Below are 22853 nucleotides of genomic sequence, written 5' to 3'. Positions count from 1 at the left end.
GTCGCAGTCATGCGGCTCCAGCGCCTTGCGCCTGCCAAACATGATTTGCCAGCGCGTCGGAATCGAGAACACGAGTGAAACCAGCCAATGGAACCCCGAGATCACACCCAGGGAGATGCACGGATCGCAGCATGCTCGTCCCGCATCGACCGCAGACATCTGGCACACCTGCCTGTCCGGATCAGCCCCCTGGCGAGGATTATTCTTGCCTCGGCAGGCATGGCACTGGCCTCATCCGCGACTGCAATGACTGATCAAAGCAGCGCCGCGACCGATGTGAAATTCAACACCTCGTTCATCCAGGGCACCGATCAGCCTGCTGATCTCGCGACCTTTTTGCACGGTAACAGCGTGGTCCCCGGAACCTATCGGGTGGATGTCTACGTCAATCGTGTGCTGAGCGGGCGGCGTGACATCAGCTTCATCGCCAACCCTGCAAAAGGCACCGTCGAGGCCTGCCTCACCCTGGACATGCTCCGCCAGTTCGGCATGAACCCGGAGGCTGTGCACGCCGGCGATGCCTCGTCGACGGAATGTTTCGATCTCCCGGCGCGGGTCGAATTCGCCCGCGTCGACTACCAGCCGGCGAGCCTGCGTCTGAACATCAGCATTCCCCAGGCCATGATGTTACGCAGCGCTCGCGGCTACGTGCCGCCGGAGTTATGGGACGAGGGCGAGACGGTCGGTTTCGTCAATTACAACTTCAGCGGCGCGCGCCGTACCCGCAGTGGCCAGGGTCGCTCTCACGCCCAGGATCAGTATTACCTGAGCCTGCGCAACGGCGTGAACCTCGGTGCCTGGCGACTGCGCAACGAGTCCTCGCTGACCTATGGCAATGATCAGCCGTACCGCTTTCGCAGCAACCGGACGTTCGTGCAGCGCGACCTCACGGCAATGAAAGGCCAGCTGACCCTGGGCGAAACCTTTACCGATTCGCAAGTCTTCGACAGCGTTCGATTCCTTGGCGCCATGGTGATGTCCGACGAGGGCATGCTGCCCGACAGCGAGCGGATTTTCGCGCCGGTCATTCGCGGCATCGCCGACACCAACGCGTTGGTGGAAGTGCGTCAGAACGGTTTCATGCTGTACAGCGGCAACGTCTCGCCGGGCCCGTTTGAAATCACCGACATCTATCCCAGCGGGTCGAACGGCGATCTGGAAGTGACGGTGGTCGAAGCCGACGGCAGCAAGCGCGTGTTCGTCCAGGCCTACGCATCGCTGCCCATCATGGTGCCTAAAGGCGCGTTGCGTTACAGCCTCGCCGCCGGCCAATACGACAGCAACACCGAGGACGGTCTCTCTCCCGGCTTCGCCTCCGGCACCGTGGTGTACGGCCTGACCGAGCGGGTAACGGCAGCGGGCGGCGTGCAAATCGCCGAGGATTACCAGGCCGGCAACATCGGGGCGGGTGTTAACACAGGGCTCGGCGCGGTGTCGCTGGACGTGACCCAGTCCCTCAGCCGTCAACGCGAGCAACGCTTCAGCGGCCAGAGCCTGCGGGTGCGCTACGCCAACACGCTGGACCTGACCCAAACCACCCTCGCCGTGGCCGGCTATCGCTATTCAACGAATCAATACCTGACGTTCGACGACCATGTGGATGCGTTGCAGGCGCGTGACGGATCCGCCAGCGCGCGGGCCAAGGATCGCCTCGAAATCAGCCTGACCCAATCGCTGCCGGCGCAGGGCGCGTCGCTAAGCTTTACCGGATCCGAGCAACGTTACTGGGACCGGGGCAGCAAGACGCGCCAGTTTTTTCTGTCGTGGAACTCGGCGTGGCGCAGCCTGAGCTACAGCCTGTCGGTCGAGCGTAACCAGACCTTCGAGCGCAGCGGAGACAATCGATCGGACAACCGTGTCGCGCTGACATTGAGCCTGCCGCTGGGGAGCGAATCCGGTTCGTCGCGGGTGTTCGGGAATGCCGTTCGCGACAGCTCCGGCGCGTCCAGCGTGCAGTCGGGCCTCAACGGGCAACTCTTCGACGACCGCAACAGCTTCTACTCGGTACAGGCGGGTCACGACAGTGAGTCTGGGTCGTCAGGGTTCGGCAAGCTCAGCACCACCACGGCCTACGGGCGTTTCGATGCGGGCTACGGACAGGGCAGGGATTATCAGGCGTTGAGCCTGGGCGCTTCGGGTTCGGTGGTTGCTCACGGCGGCGGGGTGAATTTGGGCCAGCCCCTGGGCGAGACCTTCGCGCTGGTGCAGGTAAAAGACGTCAGCGGTGCGCGGCTGAGCAATTTCAGCAACGTCGAAACCGCCGATAACGGCTATGCCATCCTGCCTTACGCCCAGCCCTATCGAACCAATTGGGTCAACCTCGATACTCGCCAGTTGGGCGCCGATGTTGAGCTGGAAAATGCCGTGGACCAAGTCGTGCCCCGGCGCGGCGCGGCACCCCTGATCAGCTTTCGCACGGCAATCGGCCGGCGTGTGCAATTCGAACTGGTGCGGGCCGATGGCAGCCGCTTGCCCATGGGCGCAGCGGTTGAAGACGAGCAGGGCAAGCCGCTGGCAACCGTCGACCCCAGCGGGCGTGCGCTGGTGCTGAGCGAGCGGGACAGCGGCGAACTCATTGTCAAATGGACCGATCAGCAGTGCCGTGCATCGTTCGTGCTGCCGCCCAAGGAAGCCCATCGCAGCTACGATCGCCTGAAGGTGCAATGCCTATGAAACGCGCCTGTCTGTCAGGGTTATTTCTGGCCGTGATCAGCGGCATGGCCCAAGGCGCGGTCTCGCTGTCAGGTACCCGGTTGATCTTCGACGGTCGCGATAACGAGGCGACGATCGAGGTCAGCAATCGCAGTGATGCCGAGGCCTTGATTCAGGCCTGGCTCGATGCGCCCCGCGGCGACGATCAGTCAGGCGATGGGCGTGCGGCCGACCTGCCGTTCGCGTTGACCCCGCATCTGGTGCGCCTGCCAGCCAAGGGCAAGCAGACCCTGCGCCTGCTGTATGAAGGCATCGGCATGCCCCAGGACCGGGAATCGATGCTGCACCTGTTCGTGCTGGAAATCCCTCGGCGCAGCCCGGCGGTTCAGCAGTTGAGCATTGCAATCCGCCAGCGCATCAACGTGTTCTATCGGCCAGCGGGGATGACCGGCGACCCGGCGGATGCGGCACAAACGCTCCTCTGGCAACGCGAGGCATCGGCGAGCGACAGGCTTTCGGTGCGCAACCCGACGCCGTATCACGTTTCGCTGCTGGACCTGCGCCTCAATGGAATCGAGGTCGCAGACCACCGGTTGCTGGCGCCTTTTTCGGACGCATCGCTGCCCCTCCCTGTCCTCGGCACAAAAGTCCCGGTGCCCTTCATCCTGAGTTTCAAGGCCATGACTGATTACGGGGGACAGCGCGATTACTGTGCGCCGCTTCAGGGAGGGCAGCCGTTTACGGTGCCGCTGCGCACGCCGGATTCACACTCACCCATAGGGAAATGCTGACATGAAAAGAACCATCATCCGAGGGTGGCTGACGTTACTGACGACGCCGCTGCTGATGCTGTTGATGCCCGGCTGCGCACTGGCGCTGACCTGCAAGACCCAGGGCGCCGGCGAGACGGTGGTGCGCGCGGACCTCGGCAGCACCGTCGCCATCCCGGCGAATCTGCCCGATGGCAGCGCGGTCTGGCGTTCGGAGCGACTGAACCTTGCCGTCGAATGTGCGAGGGACGAACCGGGTGGTCCCGAGGATGTATTGATTTATCTGAACCCTGACAACCTGCAGATAGGACAAGGCATTCGCGCCGGGCTCACGTTGAGCGGCGTCGACTTCGTGCAAACCAGCGGGCGTATTCCCACGCGTCAGCAAGCCCCGGCCTGCACGGAGGCACGCTCGGCCTGCCCGAGCGTCGCGTTCAACCTGGCGTTTTCGGTGTTCATCCAGAAGTACGGTCCGACCCCGCCCTCCGGCGTTGCCAGTGATCTGCACGACTATCGATTGTTCCAGCTCGACGCTGGCAAAGGGCAGAGTCCGGGGGGAGACCGCACGCTCAGCTACGTCATCAACAACCTTGAAGGGCTGCGCTTCGTCGCCTGCGATGCTGAGTTGCGGGTCATGCCCGAGACCGTGGATTTCGGCGACGTGGCCATCCGCAACGTGCGGGTGGGAGAAGTCGCCACCTTTCAGCGCTTCGCCCTGGCGACCAGCCGCACCTGCGAATCGCCGTTCAGCCTCAATGCGCGCATCACGCCGGTGTCTGGAACACTCAAGGGCGACGTGCTGGTGCCCATCAACAACGACAGCATCGGCGTTCGCATCACCCATGCCCGGGACAGCTCGCCCGTGCCGTTCCTCGAACCCTTCCACCTGACCGATCTGCTGGAGGGCAATTACTCGGAGACCGCTGACTTCAACGCCGAGCTGCTCTGGCAAACCAGTAAGCCGACCGCAGGCCCGTTTTCGGCGGAAGTGATGGTGGATCTGTTCTACAAATAGGCGCGCCCAGCCGGTCTGTTGGCAGAAGCGATCCGCTGGCGATTAAGGTATGCTGCGCGGCCCTCGGGCGCCGCCCGTATTCTCGAACGTCTGCCATTCCGGAGCTTTCATGACCACCCCCGAACACACGCCCGCTCCTGATGCTCGTGATTCGCACGCTTCGGTCGACGCCAACGCTGCGGCGGCGGACGCAAAACCTGCGATCCCGGCCTTCAGCTTCCCGTTCAAACCGGGCGAGCTGTTGCAGGCCAAGAAGGACCAGCAGCACTACAAAGGCTCGGGCAAATCGAACCACGACAAGCGTCCGGGCGTCGCACCATCAGGCACCCGTCGGTCGATGGGCAAGCGCTGATCACACCTTCGCTGGCGCGCACGGCAGGGTCATCCGACCCCCGCCGTGGTCATGCTTCGTTACGAAAACTGTCCTGATACTGAGCCTTACTTCTCCGGCAACGTGGTGACGTTATCCCATTCGGTGATCACCGCTTTCTTGTTCTTGCGGTCGTAGAGGCACAGCTCGGTGCCCGTCTTGTTCTTCATGAACGCCTGTTTGTACTGGCCTTTGATCAACAGCGCGTTGAAGCCGACGCTGTCATCGAAGGCCGCATCGGCGCCGGCAGGTTTGGCATTCTTCAGGGAGCTGGCGCTGACACAACTGTCGACCAGGGTTTTGTTGAAGCCGGCCCAGGCGTCCGGGCTGGAGGCATTGGCCTGGCCGGCGGCGCAGGCGGTGAGAACGAGTAACAGCGCGACGTGCATCTTCATGGGTAGGGCTCTCCATGGCATGAGGGGGGAACGCGTCTCGGCGCAGATTCAGCGCGGTTCGAGTTCGTGGCGCTGAATATATTGCATACCGGCGCGCTCATACAGTCGGCGTGCGCCCAGGTTGCTTTCCATCACCTTGAGATCGACGTGGCCTTCGCCCCGCTGGCGGAAGGCCGAGAACGCCTGATTCAGCAACGCCAGACCCAGGCCTTGACGGTGCGCGCGCGGGTGAACCACCAGATTGCGGATGAACGCGCTGGTCCAGCATTGCGCCACGGCCACCACGCCTTGAGCATCCTCCACAACTAAACACAGCGCCTGGTCAAACTCGGGATCCGTCTCGAAGGCGTCCAGCCAGGTGGCATAGTCGGGCACCCGGCCGCCGCCGTATTCGCGTCCCAGCATCAGCAATTGATGAACCGCCGGGGCGTTCTGCGCACTGAGCTCAACGGGCCGCACACCAGCGGGCCAGACCGCATCATCATTGGCCGGGGCAAGGTGGCGGCGCATCAGCCAGTAGTGCGCGGTGGAGGCATCGCCTGCGGCCGGACTCAGATTCCCTGAGCTTCGACCGTGCGGGCGGCTTCGATCAAGCATCGTGTCAGCTCGGGCGAGGAGAACTTGGTCAGAACAGCGTTGGCGCCGGCGGCATTGGCCTTCTCGGCGTTCATCGCGCTGTCCAGTGAAGTGTGCAGCAGGACGTACAGCTCCTGGAAGTCCGGGGTCTCCCGAAGCGTGCGGGTGAGCGCGTAGCCGTCCATCTCCGACATCTCGATGTCGGACACCAGGACGTTGATCTGCTTCGCCGTGCCTTGCAGTTCAAGTAACTGATCAATGGCTTCCCGCGCGCTGCGGGCGGTGTGGCATTCGATGCCCAGGTTGCGCAGGGTGATCACCGATTGTTGCAGCGCCACCTGACTGTCATCGACCACCAGAATGCGCGCCTTGGCCAGCACGGCAGCGTCTTCGGTACTCAGCTCGGCACGTTCGGCGACGATCCGCGCCGGCGCGATGCCGTGAATGACCTTCTCGATGTCCAGCACCTGAACCAGCGTCCCGTCCACCTGCGTCACGCCGGTGATGAACGACTTGTTGCCGGAGCCGAAGGGTGGCGGGCGAATGTCAGTGGTCAGGCAGTGAACGATCTTGCTGACGGCCTGTACATGCAACCCCTGCTTGGAGCGGCTGACATCGGTGACGATCAGGCAGCCGCCATCCGGGTCCACCAACGGACGCTCGCCAATCGCGCGACTCAGGTCAATCACCGACAGCGGGTTGCCGCGCAGGGTCGCGACGCCTTTGACGTGCGGGTGGGATTCGGGCAAGCGCGTGAGGGGAGGGCAGGGGATGATTTCACTGACCTTGAGCAGGTTGATCGCCATCAGCTTTCCGCTGCGTAACGTGAACAGCAGAAGCGAGAGTGAATCTGCGCGGACGTTCTTGGACATATAAACCTTCTGTGATGCGTTGCCTGGCCGCGTGGAATCGGCCAAAAGCTTTCGATGACGGTTTATCGACCTGCGCAAGTCAGGCTTTAACCCTTTCGACCTGAAGGCTCATTTCGGTGCACATCCTGCACAGTCAAATTGACCTCGTCAGGGTCATTTTGACACGCAATGCGAGGAGTCAAATTGACTCAATCTCTACGCCGAGGCCGGTTTCAGGGGGTCGAACAGCTGGCACGGTTCATGAACTGCCGAGGTATTGCCAGCTCATTCTATCTCAGGAGTTTTCTATGTTGTCTGCATCGGATCGTGCCATCGTCAAGTCGACAGTGCCACTGCTGGAAAGCGGGGGCGAAGCGCTGATCACCCATTTCTACAAAATGCTGCTCGATCGATACCCGCAGGTGCGTCCACTGTTCAATCAGGCCCACCAAGTGAGCGGCGATCAGCCACGCGCGCTGGCGAACGGCGTATTGATGTATGCGCGGCACATCGATCAGCTTGATCAGCTGGGCGATCTGGTCGCCAAGATCATCAACAAGCACGTGGCACTGCAGATCCTTCCCGAGCACTACCCTCTCGTCGGGGAATGTCTGCTTGAGTCCATTCGCGACGTGTTGGGTGCCGAGATCGCCACTGACGAGGTGATTACGGCGTGGGGCAACGCCTACGGCCAGCTCGCCGACATTTTGATCGGTGCAGAAAAAGCCATCTACGACGAGAAGGCCCAGGCAGTGGGCGGCTGGCGCGGCGCACGGGAATTCAAGGTCGTCGCCAAGACACCGGAGAGCGCAGAAATCACCTCGTTCTACTTCGCCCCCGCAGACGGCCAGCCGATTCTGCAATTCACTGCCGGCCAGTACATCGGCCTGCAACTGCAGGTGGGGGGCGACGAAATCCGCCGGAACTACTCGCTGTCAGCGCTTGCGGGGAACAATCAGTACCGCATCAGCGTCAAGCGCGAGCCTGGCGGCGTTGCCTCCAATTACCTTCACGATCACCTGCAGCTGGGGGACAGCATCAATCTGTTTCCGCCGTCAGGGGAATTCATCCTGACCCACAGCGACAAACCGCTGGTGTTGATCAGCGGCGGCGTCGGCATCACGCCGACCCTGGCGATGCTGGAAGCCGCGCTGCATACCCAGCGTCCGATCTACTTCATCCACTGCGCTCGCAATGGTTCGGTGCACGCGTTTCGCGACTGGATCGAAAACCTCGCCACCCGGCATCCCCAACTCAAGCGTTTCTACTGCTACGCGCAAGATGATGGCGTAAGCCACGCGCCCCATGGGACAGGGCTTCTCGATCAGACGCGGCTGGAACAGTGGCTTCCGGAGAACCGGGATGTTGACGCCTACTTTCTGGGGCCCAAAGGCTTCATGTCTGCGATCAAGCGTGAATTGAAAACGGCGGGCGTACCCGATGCGCAGACGCATTACGAATTCTTCGGTCCTGCCTCGGCGCTGGAATGATCGCTGCGACAATTAGACGCATCCTACATATATATAGAAGGAGTTCGCGCGGCGATGCGCGTCTGCGACAAAAAGCCGCACTCTTCTACATATAAGCAAGGTGTCAGGCCGGGTGGGGGCTGTGTATGGGGATGTTAACGCTCAGGTAATGCGCAAGTGTCCACCATTGCGCCGGTTGCGGTGCCGGGCGTTGGCCTGCTGCTGTTGTGCGGCGGCGGGCGTTCTGTGAACGGACGGGCACGACGGTGGTAGAATCGCCGGCTTTCCGGGGCGTCCGGGCCGCAACACAACGCATCCGTCGATCCGGATGACTCCAATTCAAAGGATATGTGAATGACTGACGAGATGGTGTACCTGCGGCGTGAAAAGCAGCTTCTGGTGGTGCTCGGGATCATCTGCCTGGCCCTGATCGGCGGCGCCCTTTACATGCAGGTGGTGCTGGGCGAAGCGCCTTGCCCGCTGTGCATTCTGCAACGGTATGCGCTGTTGTTCATCGCGGTGTTTGCGTTCATCGGCGCAGCGATGCCCGGGCGTCTGAGCCTGACGATCTGTGAAGCGCTGGTCACCTTGAGCGCAGTGGGCGGCCTCGTTGCAGCGGGGCGTCATGTGTATATCCAGACCCATCCGACAGAGAGCTGCGGCATCGACGTGCTTCAGCCGATCGTCGACGGTCTGCCTCTGGCGTCGCTATTTCCGCTAGGCTTTCAGGTAGGTGGTTTCTGCGAGACGCCATATCCGCCAGTTCTCGGTTTGTCTCTGGCGCAGTGGGCATTGGTAGCGTTTGTTTTGACTGTGGTGCTGGTTCCGGCGGGAATCATTCGTAACAGGATGAAAGCACGCTGATTACAAAGTGTTGCGTAACAAAGCCCCTGTGCTCCTCCACGGGAACCGGGGCTTTCCGCCTTTTCAGGGTGCGACATAACACCGCATTTTTACCGATTCCGAAATTAACTGTTGCGCAGAAACTTATAGTCAATAAAACTTTACGTATCTACAATCGCCCCCAATTCACGCCTCCCCTCATTTGCGGGACGGTGTAAATCGAGGTTATTGAGCGTCTTTTCGCTCTAGTAGACGCGGTTCGAATGGCCTCCTGAGTCACGTTCTGAATGTCTGCGCCAAAGGATCTGGTCCGCATTAGCGGGTGCCACCATTCGAATAAGAAACCAAAGCTCAACCCGGATTTGTTGTGAGGCCCACATGCTTCCTGACAGGCCCCTTTTCAATCCAAGCATTTGCCAGCACCTGGCAGGGTGAAGTGTTGGCGGTCGAAACCCAACTGCGATGCGAAAGCTGCTTTTAGAGGTCGTGAGATGAGTAAAAAAAGGTACCCCAGGTTTTTTGGCTTCTTGGCCCTTTTCAGCATGCTGCTGCTCAGCGGGTGCGATTACACCCTGCTGGATCCCAAAGGGCATGTCGGCGTTCAAGAGCGTGACCTGATCATCACTGCTACCTTGCTGATGCTTTTGGTAGTGGTGCCGGTCATTTTCATGACCATCATCTTCGCCTGGAAGTATCGCGCTACGAACAAGAGCGCGACGTACACGCCTGACTGGGCGCATTCGACCCGCATTGAACTGGTGGTCTGGCTGGTTCCATTGGCCATCATCATCGTGCTCGGCTACGTGACCTACAAGTCGACCCACGCGCTGGATCCTTACCGCCCGCTCGAGTCGGACGTCAAGCCGCTGACCATTGAAGTGGTCGCGCTGGACTGGAAGTGGCTGTTCATCTATCCGGAACAGGGCATCGCCACCGTCAACAAGATCGTGTTCCCGGCCAACACGCCGATCAATTTCCGCATCACGTCCGATTCGGTCATGAACTCGTTCTTCATCCCTGCACTGGGCGGCCAGATCTACGCGATGGCCGGCATGCAGACCAAGCTGCACTTGATCGCCAATGAAAACGGCGAGTTCGATGGCATCTCCGCCAACTACAGTGGCGCAGGTTTCACCGGCATGAAGTTCAAGGCGACAGCCACCTCACAGGCTGATTTCGACACCTGGGTTGCCGACGTCAAGAATTCACCTAAAACACTGGCAACGGCCGAATACGCCGCGCTGGCCAAGCCTAGCGAACGTAACCCCGTTGAACTCTACTCCTCGGTCACTCCGAACCTGTTCCAGATCATCATCGACAAGTATGAAGGTATGAAGCCGGGCAAGATTGTCCATGAGAAGAAAGAAGTAGCAGGTACGGAAGGGATGGACATGGGTAAGCAGTCAGCTGCGCAGGCAGAGGAGTAAGCAATGTTTGGTAAATTAAGTCTGGACGCGATTCCGTTCCACGAGCCGATAGTCATGATCACGGTCGCCATGATCGCGATCGGTGGCGCGGCGTTGTTGGGCCTGATCACGTACTTCAAGAAATGGACTTACCTCTACACCGAGTGGCTGACGTCCGTCGACCACAAGAAAATCGGTGTCATGTACATCATCATTGCAATGGTCATGCTGCTGCGCGGCTTTGCCGACGCCGTACTGATGCGTTCGCAATTGGCCATGGCCACTGAAGGCTCGCCCGGCTACCTGCCGCCTGAGCACTATGACCAGATCTTCACCGCTCACGGTGTGATCATGATCATCTTCATGGCGATGCCTTTCTTCACCGGCCTGATGAACATCGTCGTGCCTCTGCAGATCGGCGCTCGCGACGTTGCCTTCCCGTTCCTGAACTCCTTGAGCCTCTATCTGCTGATCTCCGGCGTGATTCTGGTGAACGTGTCTCTGGGCGTCGGCGAGTTCGCACGCACTGGCTGGGTTGCCTATCCACCGCTTTCCGAACTCGGCTATAGCCCGGGCGTGGGTGTGGATTACTACATCTGGGCACTGCAGCTCTCAGGACTGGGGACGACGTTAACCGGGGTTAACTTCCTGGTCACCGTTCTGAAGATGCGCACCCCTGGCATGAAACTGATGGACATGCCGATCTTCACCTGGACCTGCACCTGGGCCAACGTCCTGATCGTGGCTTCGTTCCCGATCCTGACCGGCACCCTGGCGTTCCTGACCCTCGACCGTTACCTGGACTTCCACATCTTCACGAACGAGTTGGGTGGTAACCCGATGATGTACGTGAACCTGTTCTGGGCGTGGGGTCACCCTGAGGTCTACATCCTGATTCTGCCGGCGTTCGGGGTCTTCTCCGAAGTCATCTCGACCTTCACCGGCAAGCGTCTGTTCGGCCACCACTCGATGATCTACGCCTCCGGTGCGATCTCGATTCTGGGCTTCATGGTCTGGCTGCACCACTTCTTCACCATGGGTTCGGGTGCAAGCGTCAACGCCTTCTTCGGTCTGGCGACGATGCTGATTTCCATCCCGACGGGTGTGAAGCTGTTCAACTGGCTGTTTACGATTTACCAGGGCCGTCTGCGCTTCACCGCGCCAGTCATGTGGACCCTGGGCTTCATGGTGACCTTCTCCATCGGTGGTATGACCGGCGTACTGCTGGCTATCCCGGGTGCCGACTTCGTTCTGCACAACAGCCTGTTCGTGATCGCGCACTTCCATAACGTGATCATCGGTGGTGCTGTGTTCGGTTACATCGCCGGCTTCGCGTTCTGGTTCCCTAAAGCGTTCGGCTTCAAGCTGAACGAGAAGTGGGGCAAGGCAGCGTTCTGGTTCTGGATCTCTGGTTTCTACGTCGCCTTCATGCCGCTGTACGCACTGGGCTTCATGGGCATGACCCGTCGTCTGAACACCACTGACAACCCGGACTGGACGCCGTACCTGCACGTCGCGTTCGTGGGCGCTGCACTGATTGCCGTCGGTATCGCCTGCCAGCTGATCCAGATCTACGTGTCTATCCGTGATCGCGAGCAGAACCGCGACCTGACCGGTGACCCATGGAATGGCCACACCCTGGAATGGTCCACTTCGTCGCCACCGCCTTTCTACAACTTTGCAGAAATGCCGAAAGCCAACGAGATCGATCCGTTCTACGCCGCCAAGCGTGATGGCGAGGCGTACAAGGTTCCGGCCAAGTACTCCGACATCCACATGCCGAACAACACGGCGACGGGCATGGTGATGGGCCTCCTGCTGACCGTCTTCGGTTTCGCGATGATCTGGCACATCTTCTGGCTGGCTGCCGTCAGCTTGATCGGTACCATCGTGTACTTCGTGATTCACGCTGCACGTGACGATCAGGGCTACATGGTTCCTGCATCCGAAGTGGCACGCATCGAAGGCGAACAGCATGCGATCCTGGCTCGGGTCCGCAACGGTCAGACAAACACTCCTGTCAACAAGCTGGAGCAGGCATAAACAATGTCGAACTTAGTATTAGATGGTGCGAAGGGTCACGACCACGGTCATGACCACGAGCACGACCATGGTCACCATGACGCCGGCGAGATGAAGATCTACGGTTTCTGGATCTACCTGATGACCGACTGCATTCTGTTTGCGTCGATCTTCGCCATTTACGCGGTACTGGTTAACAACGTAGCGGGTGGCCCTGCGGGCCACGATATCTTCGAGCTGCCATACGTGCTCGGCGAAACCGCCTGCCTGTTGCTCAGCTCGATCACCTACGGCTTCGCCATGCTGGCGATGCACAAGGGCAACAAGTCGGGCGTTCTGGGCTGGTTATTCGTGACCTTCCTGTTCGGCCTGGGCTTCATCGGCATGGAGATCAACGAGTTCCACCTGCTGATCTCCGAAGGCTACGGTCCTAACCGCAGCGGTTTCCTGTCGGCGTTCTTCACGCTGGTCGGCACCCACGGTCTGCACGTGACCAGCGGCCTGATCTGGATGGCGATCATGATGTATCAGGTCTCCAAGCACGGTCTGACCGGCACTAACCAGACTCGCCTGAGCATGCTCAGCCTGTTCTGGCACTTCCTGGACGTCGTCTGGATCTGCGTGTTCACCGTTGTCTATCTGATGGGGACCATTTAAATGGCGAATTCACATCACTCAAATGACGCTGCCAGCCATGAACCTGCCGCCCACGGCAGCTTCAAGTCGTACATGGTCGGTTTCGTACTGTCGATCATCCTGACCGCGATCCCTTTCGGTCTGGTGATGTTCCCGACGATTTCGAAAGTGGCTACGCTGTGGGTCGTTCTGATCTTCGCAGTCGTGCAGGTTATCGTTCACCTGGTGTACTTCCTGCACCTTGACCGCTCCGCAGCACAGCGCAACAACGTCATCGCGTTTGCCTTCGCTGGCCTTGTGATCGTGCTGCTCGTTGGCTTGAGCACCTGGATCATGTTCAGCATTCACACCGCCATGATGGCGAAGTGAGGAAAACCTGATGTCACTGAAGCACTTTATCCAAATCACCAAACCGGGGATCATTTTCGGTAACGTGCTTTCGGTGGCAGGTGGCTTTTTTCTGGCGTCCAAGGGACATGTCGACATCGGCTTGTTCCTGGCAGCGGTGATCGGGACTTCACTGGTGGTGGCTTCTGGCTGCGTTTTCAACAACTGCATCGATCGCGATATCGATGTGAAGATGGAGCGCACCAAGAATCGGGTGCTGGTGCAAGGGTTGGTGTCAGTGCAACTGGCGCTGATCTACGCCACCGTACTCGGCGTCGTCGGCGTCGGCCTGCTGTACACCAAGGCCAACGCACTGGCGGCGCTGTTTGCCGTGATCGGCTTCGTGATCTACGTCGGCTTCTACAGCCTGTACCTGAAGCGCAGGTCGGTTCATGGCACGTTGGTAGGTAGCCTGTCGGGTGCGATGCCGCCGGTGATCGGTTACGTCGCGGTCAGCAACACCTTCGACCTCGCGGCGTTGACCTTGCTGGTGATGTTCAGCTTGTGGCAGATGCCTCACTCGTACGCCATCGCGATTTTCCGCTTCAATGACTATCGGGCTGCCTCGATTCCGGTCTTGCCGGTCAAGCGTGGTATCCGGGTCGCCAAGCGGCACATCCTGATCTACATCCTGGCTTTCCTGCTGGCGACCTTGATGCTGACCTTCGGCGGTTACGCCGGGCTCAATTATCTGGCCGTTGCAGCGGCGATGGGCATGTACTGGTTGTACATGGCCTGGACCGGCTACAAAGCCAAAGACGACACGGTTTGGGCACGTAAGCTGTTCGTGTTCTCCATCTTCACGATCACTGCCTTGAGCGTGGCCATGTCGCTGGATTTTCAGGTAACTAAGGAACTGTTGGTGACATACGCAGCGCCTTAGTCTCTTGAATGAAACGTAAAAAAACCCGGTCGCTCGCGAGAGAAACCGGGTTTTTTTTCGAGCCGAATAAGGTCTCTGGTTTAGCTGGTTGGCCCTTTCGCAGAGGCCTCCTCGGCGTCCTTGGCCGGCCCAAGCACGATGGCCAGATGGCGCAAGTCTTCGATCTCCACACTGACGCTTTTCCCGGAAGGGCTGGCGACCAGTGTGCCCAAGGCAAAGACCGTGAAGAAGCGCACCTCATCGGCGTGGCTCAGCAGCTCGCTGAGGTAGCGGCTTGAGCGGTAGGCCTGCATCTGCGCGGGTGACACGTACAAGGTCACCAACTTGCCTTGCAGGCGATCGAAGAACTTGAATTTGAAGCCTGTCCCGTAGCGCTCGACCAGCCCGCCGCCATACAGCACCCGGCGCTCGTCATTGAGCTGAGCGAATTTGATATGGCGAAAATAGGCGCGCAATGACACTTCACCCTGACCCGGAATGCGCAGGGTCAGCAGTGCAAGCTCTTCCTTGGTCAACGAGGCTTGGGCCTGACGAAAGCTGTCGACCAAACGCTCCAGATTGCTGGTGCGGTTCTGCTTGTCCTGTCTGGCCTTGAGCGCGTCGGCGGGAGGCGTGGCGTCTTCGGGCCTCTCGAGCGGATCGGCGTCAGGCTTATCTGTCGGCGGTGTGGGTTTTGCGCGTTCCTTCGGGGTCGGATCGAAGACATCTATGTAGTCATCCAGCTTGCGCTTGACCTTGCGCAGCTCGCTTTCGGCCTCAGTTTCGGCTTCCTGCACAACCGGCGTTTCGACGGCTTCATCCACCCATTCGCAATCGGCATGATGTTCGTAGTTCGGGTTGGCCCGGTAGTGCGCGGCGACGAAGGTCGGGTGCTCCTGGGGCTTCACGTCATAGCGAACCCCGGTGATTTTGACACCCAGGGCACGGCACGGCTCGGACGAGCACAAAAAGCTGAAGCGCGCCCGAGGCGGCTCTTGAGAAAAGTACTCACGTCGCGCCGCTACGATGGAAAGCTCTTGCTGCAGCTCGACGCAAAACGCGCGGGTAATGGTTCTGTTGGTTTTCATGGATACGGCGGGGTCCTGTGCCGAAGTCTTTCTGGCATGCGCACGGTCACTCGTTGGGCATCGCCAGCCATTCGCCGACCACTTTCTTGTAAGCGCCGGTGGCTTTTGAAAGATGCAGCCATTGATCGACATAGGCCTTCCAGGCCACATCATCCCGCGGCAGCAGGTAGGCCTTTTCGCCGTATTGCATGTAGTGCGACGGATTGACCGTGCACAAGCCGGGCATGCGTTTCTGTTGGTACAGCGCTTCGGACGCGTCGGTGATCATCACGTCGGCCTGCTTGTCGAGCAACTGCTGGAAAATGGTTTTGTTGTCGTGGAAGGCCAGACTGGCGTTGGGCAGGTAGGCGTGGGCAAACGCTTCGTTGGTGCCGCCCTGAGGTTCGATCAAGCGAACGCCGGGCTGATTGATCTGCTCGAGGGTCTGGTACTTCGACTCGTCTTCGCAGCGCACCAGCGGGACCTTGCCGTCGATGTCCAGCGTGCCGCTGAACGCCGCCTTCTTCTGTCGCTCCAGGGTGACCGAGATGCCACCGACGGCGATGTCGCACTTGCCGGCCGTGAAGTCGGGCATCAGGGTTTTCCAAGTGGTCGGGACCCACTCGATCTTGACGCCCAGGCTCTGCGCCAGCGACTGAGCCAGCTCGATGTCGATGCCTTCGTACTGGCCGTCAGGCTTGAGAAAGGTGTACGGCTTGTAATCCCCAGTCGTGCAAACGGCCAGCTGACCCTTCTGCATGACGGTGTCCAGGTGCGACGGCGTCTCAGCGGCCTGAGCCTGTGCGATGCTGACCATGCTCAACAGCAAACCGGCGGTGATGCGTGTGTTCATCGAGTCGATCCCTCTGCGTCTAATGCCTGTCTGCCGTTATAGAGGCGGTCGCCGCAGATGGGAAGCGTTATCCAGCGGAGGAGGGCGGGACGTCTTTCGCTTGCTTGGCTGCTTGCCGCGCAGGCCGGGTTTTCGCGCGACGATGCCGATACAGCGCTACGGCCGCGCCCACCACGACCACGCCGATGAAGATCGGCAGTCGATAAGGTTTCAGGTTGCCGAGCATGTTCTCCAGGAAGCCGCCCGCCCAGTAACCCGCAGCCAGGAACAGACTCGCCCAGACCGCCGCGCCGATCAGGTTGATGATCGCGAAGCGGATGGGCGACAAGCGACTCGCGCCGATCACCAGAGGCCCGATCAGGCGCATGCCGTAGAGAAAACGGACCGAGAAAATGGACGCCGTGGGGTAGCGCTTGATCAGGTCCGACACGCGATCGATGGTCGCCTGCTGACGGTGCAAGCGAGGCAGCAGGCGTGGCCCGAAGTAGCGCCCGGTCCAGAACAGTATCTGATCGCCGAGCATCCCGCCCAATGTGGCGTAGATGAGCACTTGCTGCCATTGCAGGACATGCTGGTGTGCCGCCAGTCCGCCGAGGATCAGGATCGTTTCCCCCTCCAGCAGGCAGCCGATGAACACGGCCCAGTACCCGTAGTTTGAAAGCAGATAGTTGAAGTCGATGTGTTCGAACATGGAAGGCCGGTGGTTTTCGGTGAATGAGTGCCTGCTGAAACGTCCAGCAGCGTGCGCGCCTGGGGGCGCATCGCACGGCGTTCGACCGAAGCGGGTCGTCATCGGTTCGCTTGCTTTGAGTCGAATCTTCCGGCGCCGCGTCTCGAAATCTGGATCCTGGCTCTTCGATTGTTCTGGGACCCAAATCGCGCCCAAAAAAAACCGGCTCAAAGATAGCCGGTTTTTTGTGCTTCAAGCCATGATCAATCCAAGAATTAAGGGTTATCTTGCTTGTAGGTGTGATTGGGATTGATCACTATTTTCTTTGCGAGGGAGTCTAGTTCTTTACTGTGATACAGATCCAGGCATTTCAAAAAGTCGAACCTGACACCTTTAACCTCAGCCTCAACTAATTGGTTTTTATAACTCCTGCCCAGATAACTGTTTACCAAGGCTTTGACTTCATCTGGACTTTTTTCCAAGTCGTAATACGTCCAGTCGCGCAACGCGCTCGCACTACTGCCGGCATCTTTCGCTGCGTTCTCGTCACCTTTGTATGCGTTCGCCACACACGTTGCGAGCACCATATCCTTGTAGTTTCGTCCGTAGCTTTGCTCGATGCTTTGTGGAGACGAGGAACGATCAGTTGCGGAGGCCAGAGGCGCTGTGAGTATAAAAGCTAAAAAAACCAGGAAATGTCTCATCAGCTCAAGCTCCAGAAGTTCGCCTGATCTGTATGGTAATTAACACCTGGCTCATTAAAGTAACAGTGATCGTAGCAGGTATTACCATCAAACAAAGTCGCATGACCTTGCGCATCATCCCAGCCGGACACCTCAAAAAGTATAACGCCCTTTTTTCCGGCCAGTGCGCCGCCGCCAGAGGGAGGGTATTTAACTACATCCGGCTTACCCCACTTAGCCTCTAAGAAAGTGATCAGGTTCTTCACCCGAAAAAAATATTGCCGCTGATCTCCGCCCGATACAGTCTGCCCTGGGATTTTTGGAATAATAAAGCCTGCATGATTTAAAATGTAGCTCATGCGCACAGCGCAGGTGTTGGTCCATTTTTGGGAAGGTTCTGAATTGTTGATATTTTTTTCAACATATCCCCCTACCAATGTCGCAACCCGTTGTCCCGAGTTGATCGGATCGTAAATTTGTTGCGATGCAGCCCAAGCCGCTGCAAAAAAAGGCCTAGCCATTATTCATCCTTAATAATATAAGCTACTGATGGAATATCTATTTAAAATGCTGGTGTCAAGAATAGATCTTGTTGTTGATGCGATCCCATCCGCCTGAGACATTGCCCGCTCCACTACCATCGACGCGGCTTTGCTGTGTATAAGTGGTTTTTATCCTGCCGTAGTTCAGGCTAATAGTTTCACTCGGAACACCGTCATTAGCATTTTGCGAGTAATTAGAAATAATTACCTCTTCCAATGTAATTTCAAAGTATTTGAGCTTGTCACCTCCTGCTCGATGCAACATCAGAACAACTTGACTCAAGTGTTTTCCCGAGCATACGGCTTCGATTATTTTGCAACTAGCCTTGTCTAAGGATTTTGTAAATGTAAAATCGCTTAGTGAAGTCCGCCCTGAAGATGCGCCTCCAGAAGAACTGGCAGTAGCTGAAGTGCTTTGGTGCATCCCAAAACCATATCCAGTTATCTCTATGCAGTCTTTGTACTTGTCGTCTAGTGCTTCACCTGGAATACCTTCAATTTTTACATATGCGTCAAATGCCATTGCAGAATTCCCTTTGCCAGTAATAACGTTTAGTCAGAGCGCTTTAATGTTGATAAGTTGCTTTAGCTAAAAACCAACTTTCACATTAAACAATGTATCATCTTGCCTAACGTACCGGCAAGAAGTGAGAAAATCGTTGATGTGAGTAGCTCCTTACGCAACAAGGCCAGTGCGCCGAACCACCGGAAGTATTGATGTTAACGGGATCTTGCTTCGGCCGACGTCGCGGAATTTTTGATGGGGCGGGTATTGCGGCTGGGGTGGTTAGATCGCAATACCGCATTTTCAATGCAGCATGAGCCGACAACTCTTCTTCGATGAACGCTGCAATCATCGCTCGGTATACCTTCTCCACCACCTCTGCTGAGGCCCCGCATTCCTCAGCGACCGCTCGCACTTTCGCAATGACGTCCTCAACCCGTGAGGGCGCCCTGACCTCTGCAGTCGTCTTTTTAAACGCTGCGGCTTGGTTAACCAGATTCCCACGACGGGCGAGCAATGACACAAGGTCGCGGTTAATGTGGTCGATGTGCCGCCGGACTTCTTCAAGCGGTGTGCAGGTCACCATAGTCAATTCTCGTCTTTGATCCGGTATTTTACGAAGGCGATATATTTGGCGAAGCCGAAGTTCAGGATTTTCTTTTTAGGAGATCCCGACAGGTGGCCCACGATGATGAATCGTGCACCTGCGAGATCGTTAAGGCCACTGAGCTTAAATGCCGAAAGCATCTCATCTTCCAGATCCTTATCTCGAACCAGGATACTTGGCTCACTGAGATAGTCGCCGCAGTTGAGCCAGGCTGAACCCTCCTTTCTGTTGACGTTGTTGATCTGTCCCCAGAACAGCCGCACCGAGCCCAGCTCAATATCTGAAAGTTGATATTGGGAGAACAGCAAGCGGCGAATGCTTCCTTCAAGGACTACCCGCCCATTGTCGGCGGTTATCCTGATGTTGGTTTCATCTTCGGGATAGTCAGGATTACGCATCAGCTTCGACAGGATTTGTCTCAGCGACTTATTGACTGGATAGTCGGCCGCGTTTGCGTATTGCTTTTGGATGCTGCCCCAAGGTGATCCCACGGGGGGTGTCGCGGGTGGGGCCGGTGTCAGAATGGTTTGGGGTTTTCGCTTGTCGAGATCCACAACGATGTGCGCAGTGTCTTCACCATCGACAATGCCTGGCTCTTCGCCATCGACGACGAGCACCACCGTTTTGATTTGGCAGCCTTCTTTGTGATGCGCTGCGAAACATGCAGCTCTCTCTCGCAGCCCACCAGTTGATCCGCTGACAAACCAAGCGCCTGCCTCGCACTCGACACATCTGATATTGCCCGCGTATTTTTCTACATCCTGCTGGAACTCGGCCAGCGAGCATGGGCTCAGGTCCACGCGGTAAATGACTGATTGCATCTCTTATCCTTAAGCGCAGCCGAGGGTTGAAAACTGGCTCAGTGCCGTCCTTGTTCGATCATACTCACTGTGCGGGGTGATGCTAGTAGAGAGGGTTCTGAGTCGTTTGTCGGATGTTGCCTACAGAGAAAACGGCTAAGTGCGGAAGCGGTCACGGGTAGCACTGAAAAGAGGTGGTATGAACTCCACCAGATATGCGGCATGGCACATGGCGCCTTCCCGGCTAAAGCCAGTCCTACGAAGGCGCGCGTTGTGTCAGTGGGACCGGCTTCAGTCGGGAAGCGACCGGTGTTGACGCCGCCAGATTTGCGGCGTCGTATCTGGCGGTTTTCCGGCCAAATCCCGTCTTGGTAGACGCGAAAGCCTGCGCCCTACTGCAAATCAACTGTCAGCGACGGCGCCCCAAAGCTCACCAGTCGAGCATTGGACTGGCTCAAATACCCGCTCCAGAAGGTCTCCAGCTTCTGCACCGTATTGCCCGACCGATAGCCATTCTTGGCGGTCCCAGGTACCAGACCTGCGCCCAGTACATAGACTTTGGCGCCGCCCAGGTCCGCAAACAGTTTCTTCTGCTCGACCTTCTTCAACTCGGCAGCCGGGTCAATGGCGCGGATCTGGTTGCTGGCGTAGAAGCTTCCGAAGTCGCTGTTCTCCAGCATGTCCGAAACCAACAACACCACCTTCTCCCGCGCAGGCCGTGGGGCGATGTCTTCGCCTATCTGCTTGAGGCTGAAAAAGATCTCGCTCTTGGCGATGTCCTCGCCCGGCTTCGCAAAACTTTCCACCAGTTTCTGGCCAAGCGTTTTGCGGAAGAAATCGACTTGTTTGGTCAGGCAGCTGTCCAGCTGACGCAAACTGTTCATGCCGATATCGTCGCGTTTCTTCTCGTCCAGCTTGTCTTCAAGTTGCCCGGTATACATCAGCTTCATGTAATTGCCGGGCAAGTAGGCCGAAAACTGATACAGCCGGACGCTGTCACCAGGTTTGACATACCGCAGCGCATGACTGTAAGTCGAGTCCTTCAGGTCCTTTGGCAACTGAACCGTCTGGTCGACGATGATAATCAGCTCGCGCCCGGAGGAGGCGGGTCGGTATTCGGACAGTTTTGCGAAGTCATAGCAACTGGGCAGGTCATTACGCTCAGCCGCGTGCAGTAACGGCGTGCCCAGTAACAGGAGAGTGCTTGCCAGCAAGGCGCGCCGTTTCATATCACTGCTCCTGACGTGTTTGAGTGGCTTTTGCAGCCATGCGTTGCAGCTTCTGGACTTTCTTCAACTGTTCGACAGTGACTTCGTACTTGCCGGCAAGAAATGCCAGTTCGTCATCGTCGAAGTCATTCAGGTCGTCGAAGTTGTCCGGGTCGAGTGCGACTGTAGGCTTGAGCGCAGTCGGGGTCGCTTCTGGAGCGGCAGCAGGCGTAGCAATTGCCAACTCGGCCGCCGCCGGTTGAGTGACAGCCGATTTTGCCCTCGCACGCTCGTGAGCCTGGTCTGCACTCCGTTGCTCCCGGCTGAGACGGTCTTGCTCCAGGCGGCTGTCATCGCTCTTGCGGAAACCTTCGTGGCGCTTGGTGACATATGTATCGAAGTTACGGTGACCAAATCCTTTGAGCAAATGCTCTCGCTCATGGCCTGAGGTGGTAATGCGGTTGGCCAGTCGACTTTGTAAGGCTGTCAGTTTGGCCTGCGCATCACGGGCGACATGTTCGCGAAGATTCTGATAGTGAGCAGCAAACTCTTCGGCGTTATTGAACCCACGCGTGTATTGCCACGCTTGCCCCGATTGTTTCCCCGCGAAGGAGAATCGATTGGACAGCACGATGCCCACGCCCTGAATGCCCAGGAATATGACCGAAAGAATAATGTAAGTCGTCAGCGACGCAGCGCGGATGGCCTCCATTTTGTCGTGCGCCGAGGTCTGATCGGCAGTCTGGTTTTCCTGCGCGCTTTCAGCCGGCAACTCGAATGGCGAATCCGGCAGTTTGGTGTTGCCCGACTGAGTCTGGCTGAAGGCATCCGGGTTGCTGACCAAATCAACTTCCATCGATTTGAGGCTGTAGTTACGGATGACAAAGGCACCAATCGCAATCGCCAGCACATAAATCAGGCAGACCGTGGTCCACGTGTATTTAGGCGTGACCCGTGCGTTGTGGTCAGTGCGGTTAAGCACTTTAAGGTAATTGGGTTCGTCGTCGTCGCGGTAGGTATTGTCGATATCGACTTTGGTGTCCGCCTCCAGATCCCTCGGCGTGCGCGACTGTTCATACCAAGTGCGAATCTTGGTAATCAGGCTGCTGTGGTGCATCTCACGGCCTGCCATCTCGGTGAAGAATACCGCGGCGACAGAGAGCAGAAAGGCAGTGAACCATGCCAGCATGCCAGCGACATTGGCGGATATGTTCTGCACCATGAACGGCGCAAGGACGTAGGCAAAACCAACGGCTTCGAAGAAGATCAGGCCGATGATCAGCATCCACATGAAGAAGCCTTTCTCCCGTCGACCGGTCTCGTGAACCTTGTTCAGGTAATCACGGCACTTGTCATAATAGTCCGGGCTTTTGTTGAAACCTCGGTAGTACGAGTAATAGTCGGCACACAGGCGTGATTCGCTGTCCATCCAACCATCTGCTTCAGTGATAGGCGGCTTTCTGCTCAAGCTGCTGATTCGACCCACGAGCGGCAGGGCGTACGCCACGTTCATATAGAAGTAGCTGACTTTCGACCACCAGATCCTGATGGCGACCAGAAGCACCAGCGTGCTCAGGATCAAACCCACTGCCACGCGGTGCATTACAAGAAAAGCGGTCAGGGCGTCCATTGAAAACTGTTCCATGTTGTTCCTCGAGCGTTAC

At 58.0% G+C, this 22853-nt stretch carries 23 protein-coding genes and 1 pseudogene; 11 read left to right on the top strand and 13 right to left on the bottom strand.

Annotated features, from left to right (window positions below):
- Positions 1 to 219 precede the first annotated feature (219 nt).
- The 4 genes from IFT99_RS11470 (at position 220) to IFT99_RS11455 (ending at position 4789) form a co-directional block, all read left to right on the top strand.
- Positions 220 to 2673, top strand: a complete 2454-nt coding sequence (locus tag IFT99_RS11470; RefSeq protein ID WP_192132504.1) for a fimbria/pilus outer membrane usher protein — start codon at positions 220 to 222, stop codon at positions 2671 to 2673.
- Positions 2664 to 3443, top strand: a complete 780-nt coding sequence (locus tag IFT99_RS11465; RefSeq protein ID WP_192132359.1) for a fimbrial biogenesis chaperone — start codon at positions 2664 to 2666, stop codon at positions 3441 to 3443. The genes IFT99_RS11470 and IFT99_RS11465 overlap by 10 nt, the downstream gene beginning before the upstream one ends.
- A gap of 1 nt (position 3444) precedes the next feature.
- Positions 3445 to 4437: a fimbrial protein gene (locus IFT99_RS11460; RefSeq protein ID WP_192132357.1), complete on the top strand. Its 993-nt coding sequence runs from the start codon at positions 3445 to 3447 to the stop codon at positions 4435 to 4437.
- Positions 4438 to 4546: 109 nt separating this feature from the next.
- Complete coding sequence (locus tag IFT99_RS11455; RefSeq protein WP_192132355.1) at positions 4547 to 4789, top strand: hypothetical protein; 243 nt, start codon at positions 4547 to 4549, stop codon at positions 4787 to 4789.
- A gap of 86 nt (positions 4790 to 4875) precedes the next feature.
- Here IFT99_RS11455 and IFT99_RS11450 read toward each other — a convergent pair whose 3' ends face one another.
- From IFT99_RS11450 to IFT99_RS11440, 3 genes are read right to left on the bottom strand one after another with little or no spacing between them, the layout of a single operon-like run.
- Complete coding sequence (locus IFT99_RS11450) at positions 4876 to 5202, bottom strand: hypothetical protein (protein WP_192132353.1); 327 nt, start codon at positions 5200 to 5202, stop codon at positions 4876 to 4878.
- Positions 5203 to 5250: 48 nt separating this feature from the next.
- Positions 5251 to 5712 carry a GNAT family N-acetyltransferase gene (locus IFT99_RS11445; protein ID WP_192132351.1) on the bottom strand — a complete coding sequence of 154 codons (462 nt, stop codon included), beginning with the start codon at positions 5710 to 5712 and terminating at the stop codon, positions 5251 to 5253.
- Positions 5713 to 5753: 41 nt separating this feature from the next.
- Positions 5754 to 6650: a chemotaxis protein gene (locus IFT99_RS11440; protein WP_065990071.1), complete on the bottom strand. Its 897-nt coding sequence runs from the start codon at positions 6648 to 6650 to the stop codon at positions 5754 to 5756.
- Positions 6651 to 6937: 287 nt separating this feature from the next.
- Between IFT99_RS11440 and hmpA the strand changes: the two genes are divergently transcribed.
- From hmpA to cyoE, 7 genes are all read left to right on the top strand, one after another.
- Positions 6938 to 8119: an NO-inducible flavohemoprotein gene (gene hmpA, locus IFT99_RS11435; protein ID WP_192132349.1), complete on the top strand. Its 1182-nt coding sequence runs from the start codon at positions 6938 to 6940 to the stop codon at positions 8117 to 8119.
- A 333-nt stretch (positions 8120 to 8452) separates the two neighbouring features.
- Complete coding sequence (locus IFT99_RS11430) at positions 8453 to 8962, top strand: disulfide bond formation protein B (RefSeq protein WP_065990066.1); 510 nt, start codon at positions 8453 to 8455, stop codon at positions 8960 to 8962.
- Positions 8963 to 9432: 470 nt separating this feature from the next.
- The gene (cyoA, locus tag IFT99_RS11425) at positions 9433 to 10368 is read left to right on the top strand and encodes a ubiquinol oxidase subunit II (protein WP_074886395.1); all 936 of its coding nucleotides are present in this window, start codon (positions 9433 to 9435) and stop codon (positions 10366 to 10368) included.
- Positions 10369 to 10371: 3 nt separating this feature from the next.
- Positions 10372 to 12390 (top strand): cytochrome o ubiquinol oxidase subunit I, encoded by a 2019-nt coding sequence (gene cyoB, locus IFT99_RS11420; protein ID WP_065990059.1) that lies wholly within the window; start codon positions 10372 to 10374, stop codon positions 12388 to 12390.
- A gap of 3 nt (positions 12391 to 12393) precedes the next feature.
- Positions 12394 to 13026: a cytochrome o ubiquinol oxidase subunit III gene (locus IFT99_RS11415; protein ID WP_192132347.1), complete on the top strand. Its 633-nt coding sequence runs from the start codon at positions 12394 to 12396 to the stop codon at positions 13024 to 13026.
- A complete protein-coding gene (cyoD, locus tag IFT99_RS11410; RefSeq protein WP_065990055.1) occupies positions 13027 to 13374 on the top strand; it encodes a cytochrome o ubiquinol oxidase subunit IV in 348 nt (115 codons plus the stop codon).
- Between the two features lie 10 nt (positions 13375 to 13384).
- A complete protein-coding gene (gene cyoE / locus IFT99_RS11405) occupies positions 13385 to 14275 on the top strand; it encodes a heme o synthase (RefSeq protein ID WP_192132344.1) in 891 nt (296 codons plus the stop codon).
- Between the two features lie 80 nt (positions 14276 to 14355).
- Here cyoE and IFT99_RS11400 read toward each other — a convergent pair whose 3' ends face one another.
- The 10 genes and pseudogenes from IFT99_RS11400 to IFT99_RS11355 all read right to left on the bottom strand — a co-directional run bounded on the left by IFT99_RS11400 (position 14356) and on the right by IFT99_RS11355 (position 22819).
- Positions 14356 to 15342 carry an ATPase gene (locus tag IFT99_RS11400; RefSeq protein ID WP_192132342.1) on the bottom strand — a complete coding sequence of 329 codons (987 nt, stop codon included), beginning with the start codon at positions 15340 to 15342 and terminating at the stop codon, positions 14356 to 14358.
- A gap of 46 nt (positions 15343 to 15388) precedes the next feature.
- Positions 15389 to 16174, bottom strand: a complete 786-nt coding sequence (locus IFT99_RS11395; protein ID WP_192132341.1) for a transporter substrate-binding domain-containing protein — start codon at positions 16172 to 16174, stop codon at positions 15389 to 15391.
- 67 nt (positions 16175 to 16241) lie between these two features.
- The gene (locus IFT99_RS11390) at positions 16242 to 16865 is read right to left on the bottom strand and encodes a DedA family protein (protein ID WP_192132339.1); all 624 of its coding nucleotides are present in this window, start codon (positions 16863 to 16865) and stop codon (positions 16242 to 16244) included.
- A gap of 254 nt (positions 16866 to 17119) precedes the next feature.
- Positions 17120 to 17548, bottom strand: a complete 429-nt coding sequence (locus IFT99_RS11385; protein ID WP_192132337.1) for a type VI secretion system amidase immunity protein Tai4 — start codon at positions 17546 to 17548, stop codon at positions 17120 to 17122.
- Positions 17548 to 18048, bottom strand: a complete 501-nt coding sequence (locus IFT99_RS11380) for a type VI secretion system amidase effector protein Tae4 (protein WP_065990048.1) — start codon at positions 18046 to 18048, stop codon at positions 17548 to 17550. The genes IFT99_RS11385 and IFT99_RS11380 overlap by 1 nt, the downstream gene beginning before the upstream one ends.
- Positions 18049 to 18103: 55 nt before the next feature.
- Entirely contained in the window at positions 18104 to 18592 is a 489-nt protein-coding gene (locus tag IFT99_RS11375) for an Hcp family type VI secretion system effector (protein ID WP_083233142.1), read from the bottom strand.
- A 286-nt stretch (positions 18593 to 18878) separates the two neighbouring features.
- A pseudogene (locus IFT99_RS26300) lies at positions 18879 to 19160 on the bottom strand (chorismate mutase); the annotation flags it as partial.
- A gap of 2 nt (positions 19161 to 19162) precedes the next feature.
- A complete protein-coding gene (locus IFT99_RS11365; RefSeq protein WP_192132335.1) occupies positions 19163 to 20002 on the bottom strand; it encodes a hypothetical protein in 840 nt (279 codons plus the stop codon).
- Positions 20003 to 20373: 371 nt separating this feature from the next.
- Entirely contained in the window at positions 20374 to 21210 is an 837-nt protein-coding gene (locus IFT99_RS11360; protein ID WP_192132333.1) for a hypothetical protein, read from the bottom strand.
- A 1-nt stretch (position 21211) separates the two neighbouring features.
- Entirely contained in the window at positions 21212 to 22819 is a 1608-nt protein-coding gene (locus tag IFT99_RS11355; protein WP_065990046.1) for a hypothetical protein, read from the bottom strand.
- Between the last annotated feature and the right edge of the window lie 34 nt (positions 22820 to 22853).

The sequence above is a fragment of the Pseudomonas sp. CFBP 8772 genome, assembly GCF_014841665.1.
In the GTDB taxonomy this organism is placed as follows: domain Bacteria; phylum Pseudomonadota; class Gammaproteobacteria; order Pseudomonadales; family Pseudomonadaceae; genus Aquipseudomonas; species Aquipseudomonas graminis_B.
Note: the sequence above shows the minus strand (reverse complement) of the source record. Positions and strands in the feature narration are given on the sequence as shown.

What these genes read in the sequence shown, in the direction of transcription:
- IFT99_RS11355 (WP_065990046.1), bottom strand. Translation starts at nt 22,819, where the DNA reads ATGGACGCCCTGACCGCTTTTCTTGTAATGCACCGCGTGGCAGTGGGT.
- IFT99_RS11395 (WP_192132341.1), bottom strand. Translation starts at nt 16,174, where the DNA reads ATGAACACACGCATCACCGCCGGTTTGCTGTTGAGCATGGTCAGCATC.
- IFT99_RS11375 (WP_083233142.1), bottom strand. Translation starts at nt 18,592, where the DNA reads ATGGCATTTGACGCATATGTAAAAATTGAAGGTATTCCAGGTGAAGCA.
- IFT99_RS11465 (WP_192132359.1), top strand. Translation starts at nt 2,664, where the DNA reads ATGCCTATGAAACGCGCCTGTCTGTCAGGGTTATTTCTGGCCGTGATC.
- IFT99_RS11380 (WP_065990048.1), bottom strand. Translation starts at nt 18,048, where the DNA reads ATGGCTAGGCCTTTTTTTGCAGCGGCTTGGGCTGCATCGCAACAAATT.
- cyoB (WP_065990059.1), top strand. Translation starts at nt 10,372, where the DNA reads ATGTTTGGTAAATTAAGTCTGGACGCGATTCCGTTCCACGAGCCGATA.
- IFT99_RS11415 (WP_192132347.1), top strand. Translation starts at nt 12,394, where the DNA reads ATGTCGAACTTAGTATTAGATGGTGCGAAGGGTCACGACCACGGTCAT.
- hmpA (WP_192132349.1), top strand. Translation starts at nt 6,938, where the DNA reads ATGTTGTCTGCATCGGATCGTGCCATCGTCAAGTCGACAGTGCCACTG.
- IFT99_RS11430 (WP_065990066.1), top strand. Translation starts at nt 8,453, where the DNA reads ATGACTGACGAGATGGTGTACCTGCGGCGTGAAAAGCAGCTTCTGGTG.
- IFT99_RS11445 (WP_192132351.1), bottom strand. Translation starts at nt 5,712, where the DNA reads ATGCGCCGCCACCTTGCCCCGGCCAATGATGATGCGGTCTGGCCCGCT.
- IFT99_RS11450 (WP_192132353.1), bottom strand. Translation starts at nt 5,202, where the DNA reads ATGAAGATGCACGTCGCGCTGTTACTCGTTCTCACCGCCTGCGCCGCC.
- IFT99_RS11440 (WP_065990071.1), bottom strand. Translation starts at nt 6,650, where the DNA reads ATGTCCAAGAACGTCCGCGCAGATTCACTCTCGCTTCTGCTGTTCACG.
- IFT99_RS11400 (WP_192132342.1), bottom strand. Translation starts at nt 15,342, where the DNA reads ATGAAAACCAACAGAACCATTACCCGCGCGTTTTGCGTCGAGCTGCAG.
- IFT99_RS11470 (WP_192132504.1), top strand. Translation starts at nt 220, where the DNA reads ATGGCACTGGCCTCATCCGCGACTGCAATGACTGATCAAAGCAGCGCC.
- IFT99_RS11460 (WP_192132357.1), top strand. Translation starts at nt 3,445, where the DNA reads ATGAAAAGAACCATCATCCGAGGGTGGCTGACGTTACTGACGACGCCG.
- cyoD (WP_065990055.1), top strand. Translation starts at nt 13,027, where the DNA reads ATGGCGAATTCACATCACTCAAATGACGCTGCCAGCCATGAACCTGCC.
- IFT99_RS11360 (WP_192132333.1), bottom strand. Translation starts at nt 21,210, where the DNA reads ATGAAACGGCGCGCCTTGCTGGCAAGCACTCTCCTGTTACTGGGCACG.
- cyoA (WP_074886395.1), top strand. Translation starts at nt 9,433, where the DNA reads ATGAGTAAAAAAAGGTACCCCAGGTTTTTTGGCTTCTTGGCCCTTTTC.
- IFT99_RS11385 (WP_192132337.1), bottom strand. Translation starts at nt 17,548, where the DNA reads ATGAGACATTTCCTGGTTTTTTTAGCTTTTATACTCACAGCGCCTCTG.
- IFT99_RS11390 (WP_192132339.1), bottom strand. Translation starts at nt 16,865, where the DNA reads ATGTTCGAACACATCGACTTCAACTATCTGCTTTCAAACTACGGGTAC.
- IFT99_RS11455 (WP_192132355.1), top strand. Translation starts at nt 4,547, where the DNA reads ATGACCACCCCCGAACACACGCCCGCTCCTGATGCTCGTGATTCGCAC.
- cyoE (WP_192132344.1), top strand. Translation starts at nt 13,385, where the DNA reads ATGTCACTGAAGCACTTTATCCAAATCACCAAACCGGGGATCATTTTC.
- IFT99_RS11365 (WP_192132335.1), bottom strand. Translation starts at nt 20,002, where the DNA reads ATGCAATCAGTCATTTACCGCGTGGACCTGAGCCCATGCTCGCTGGCC.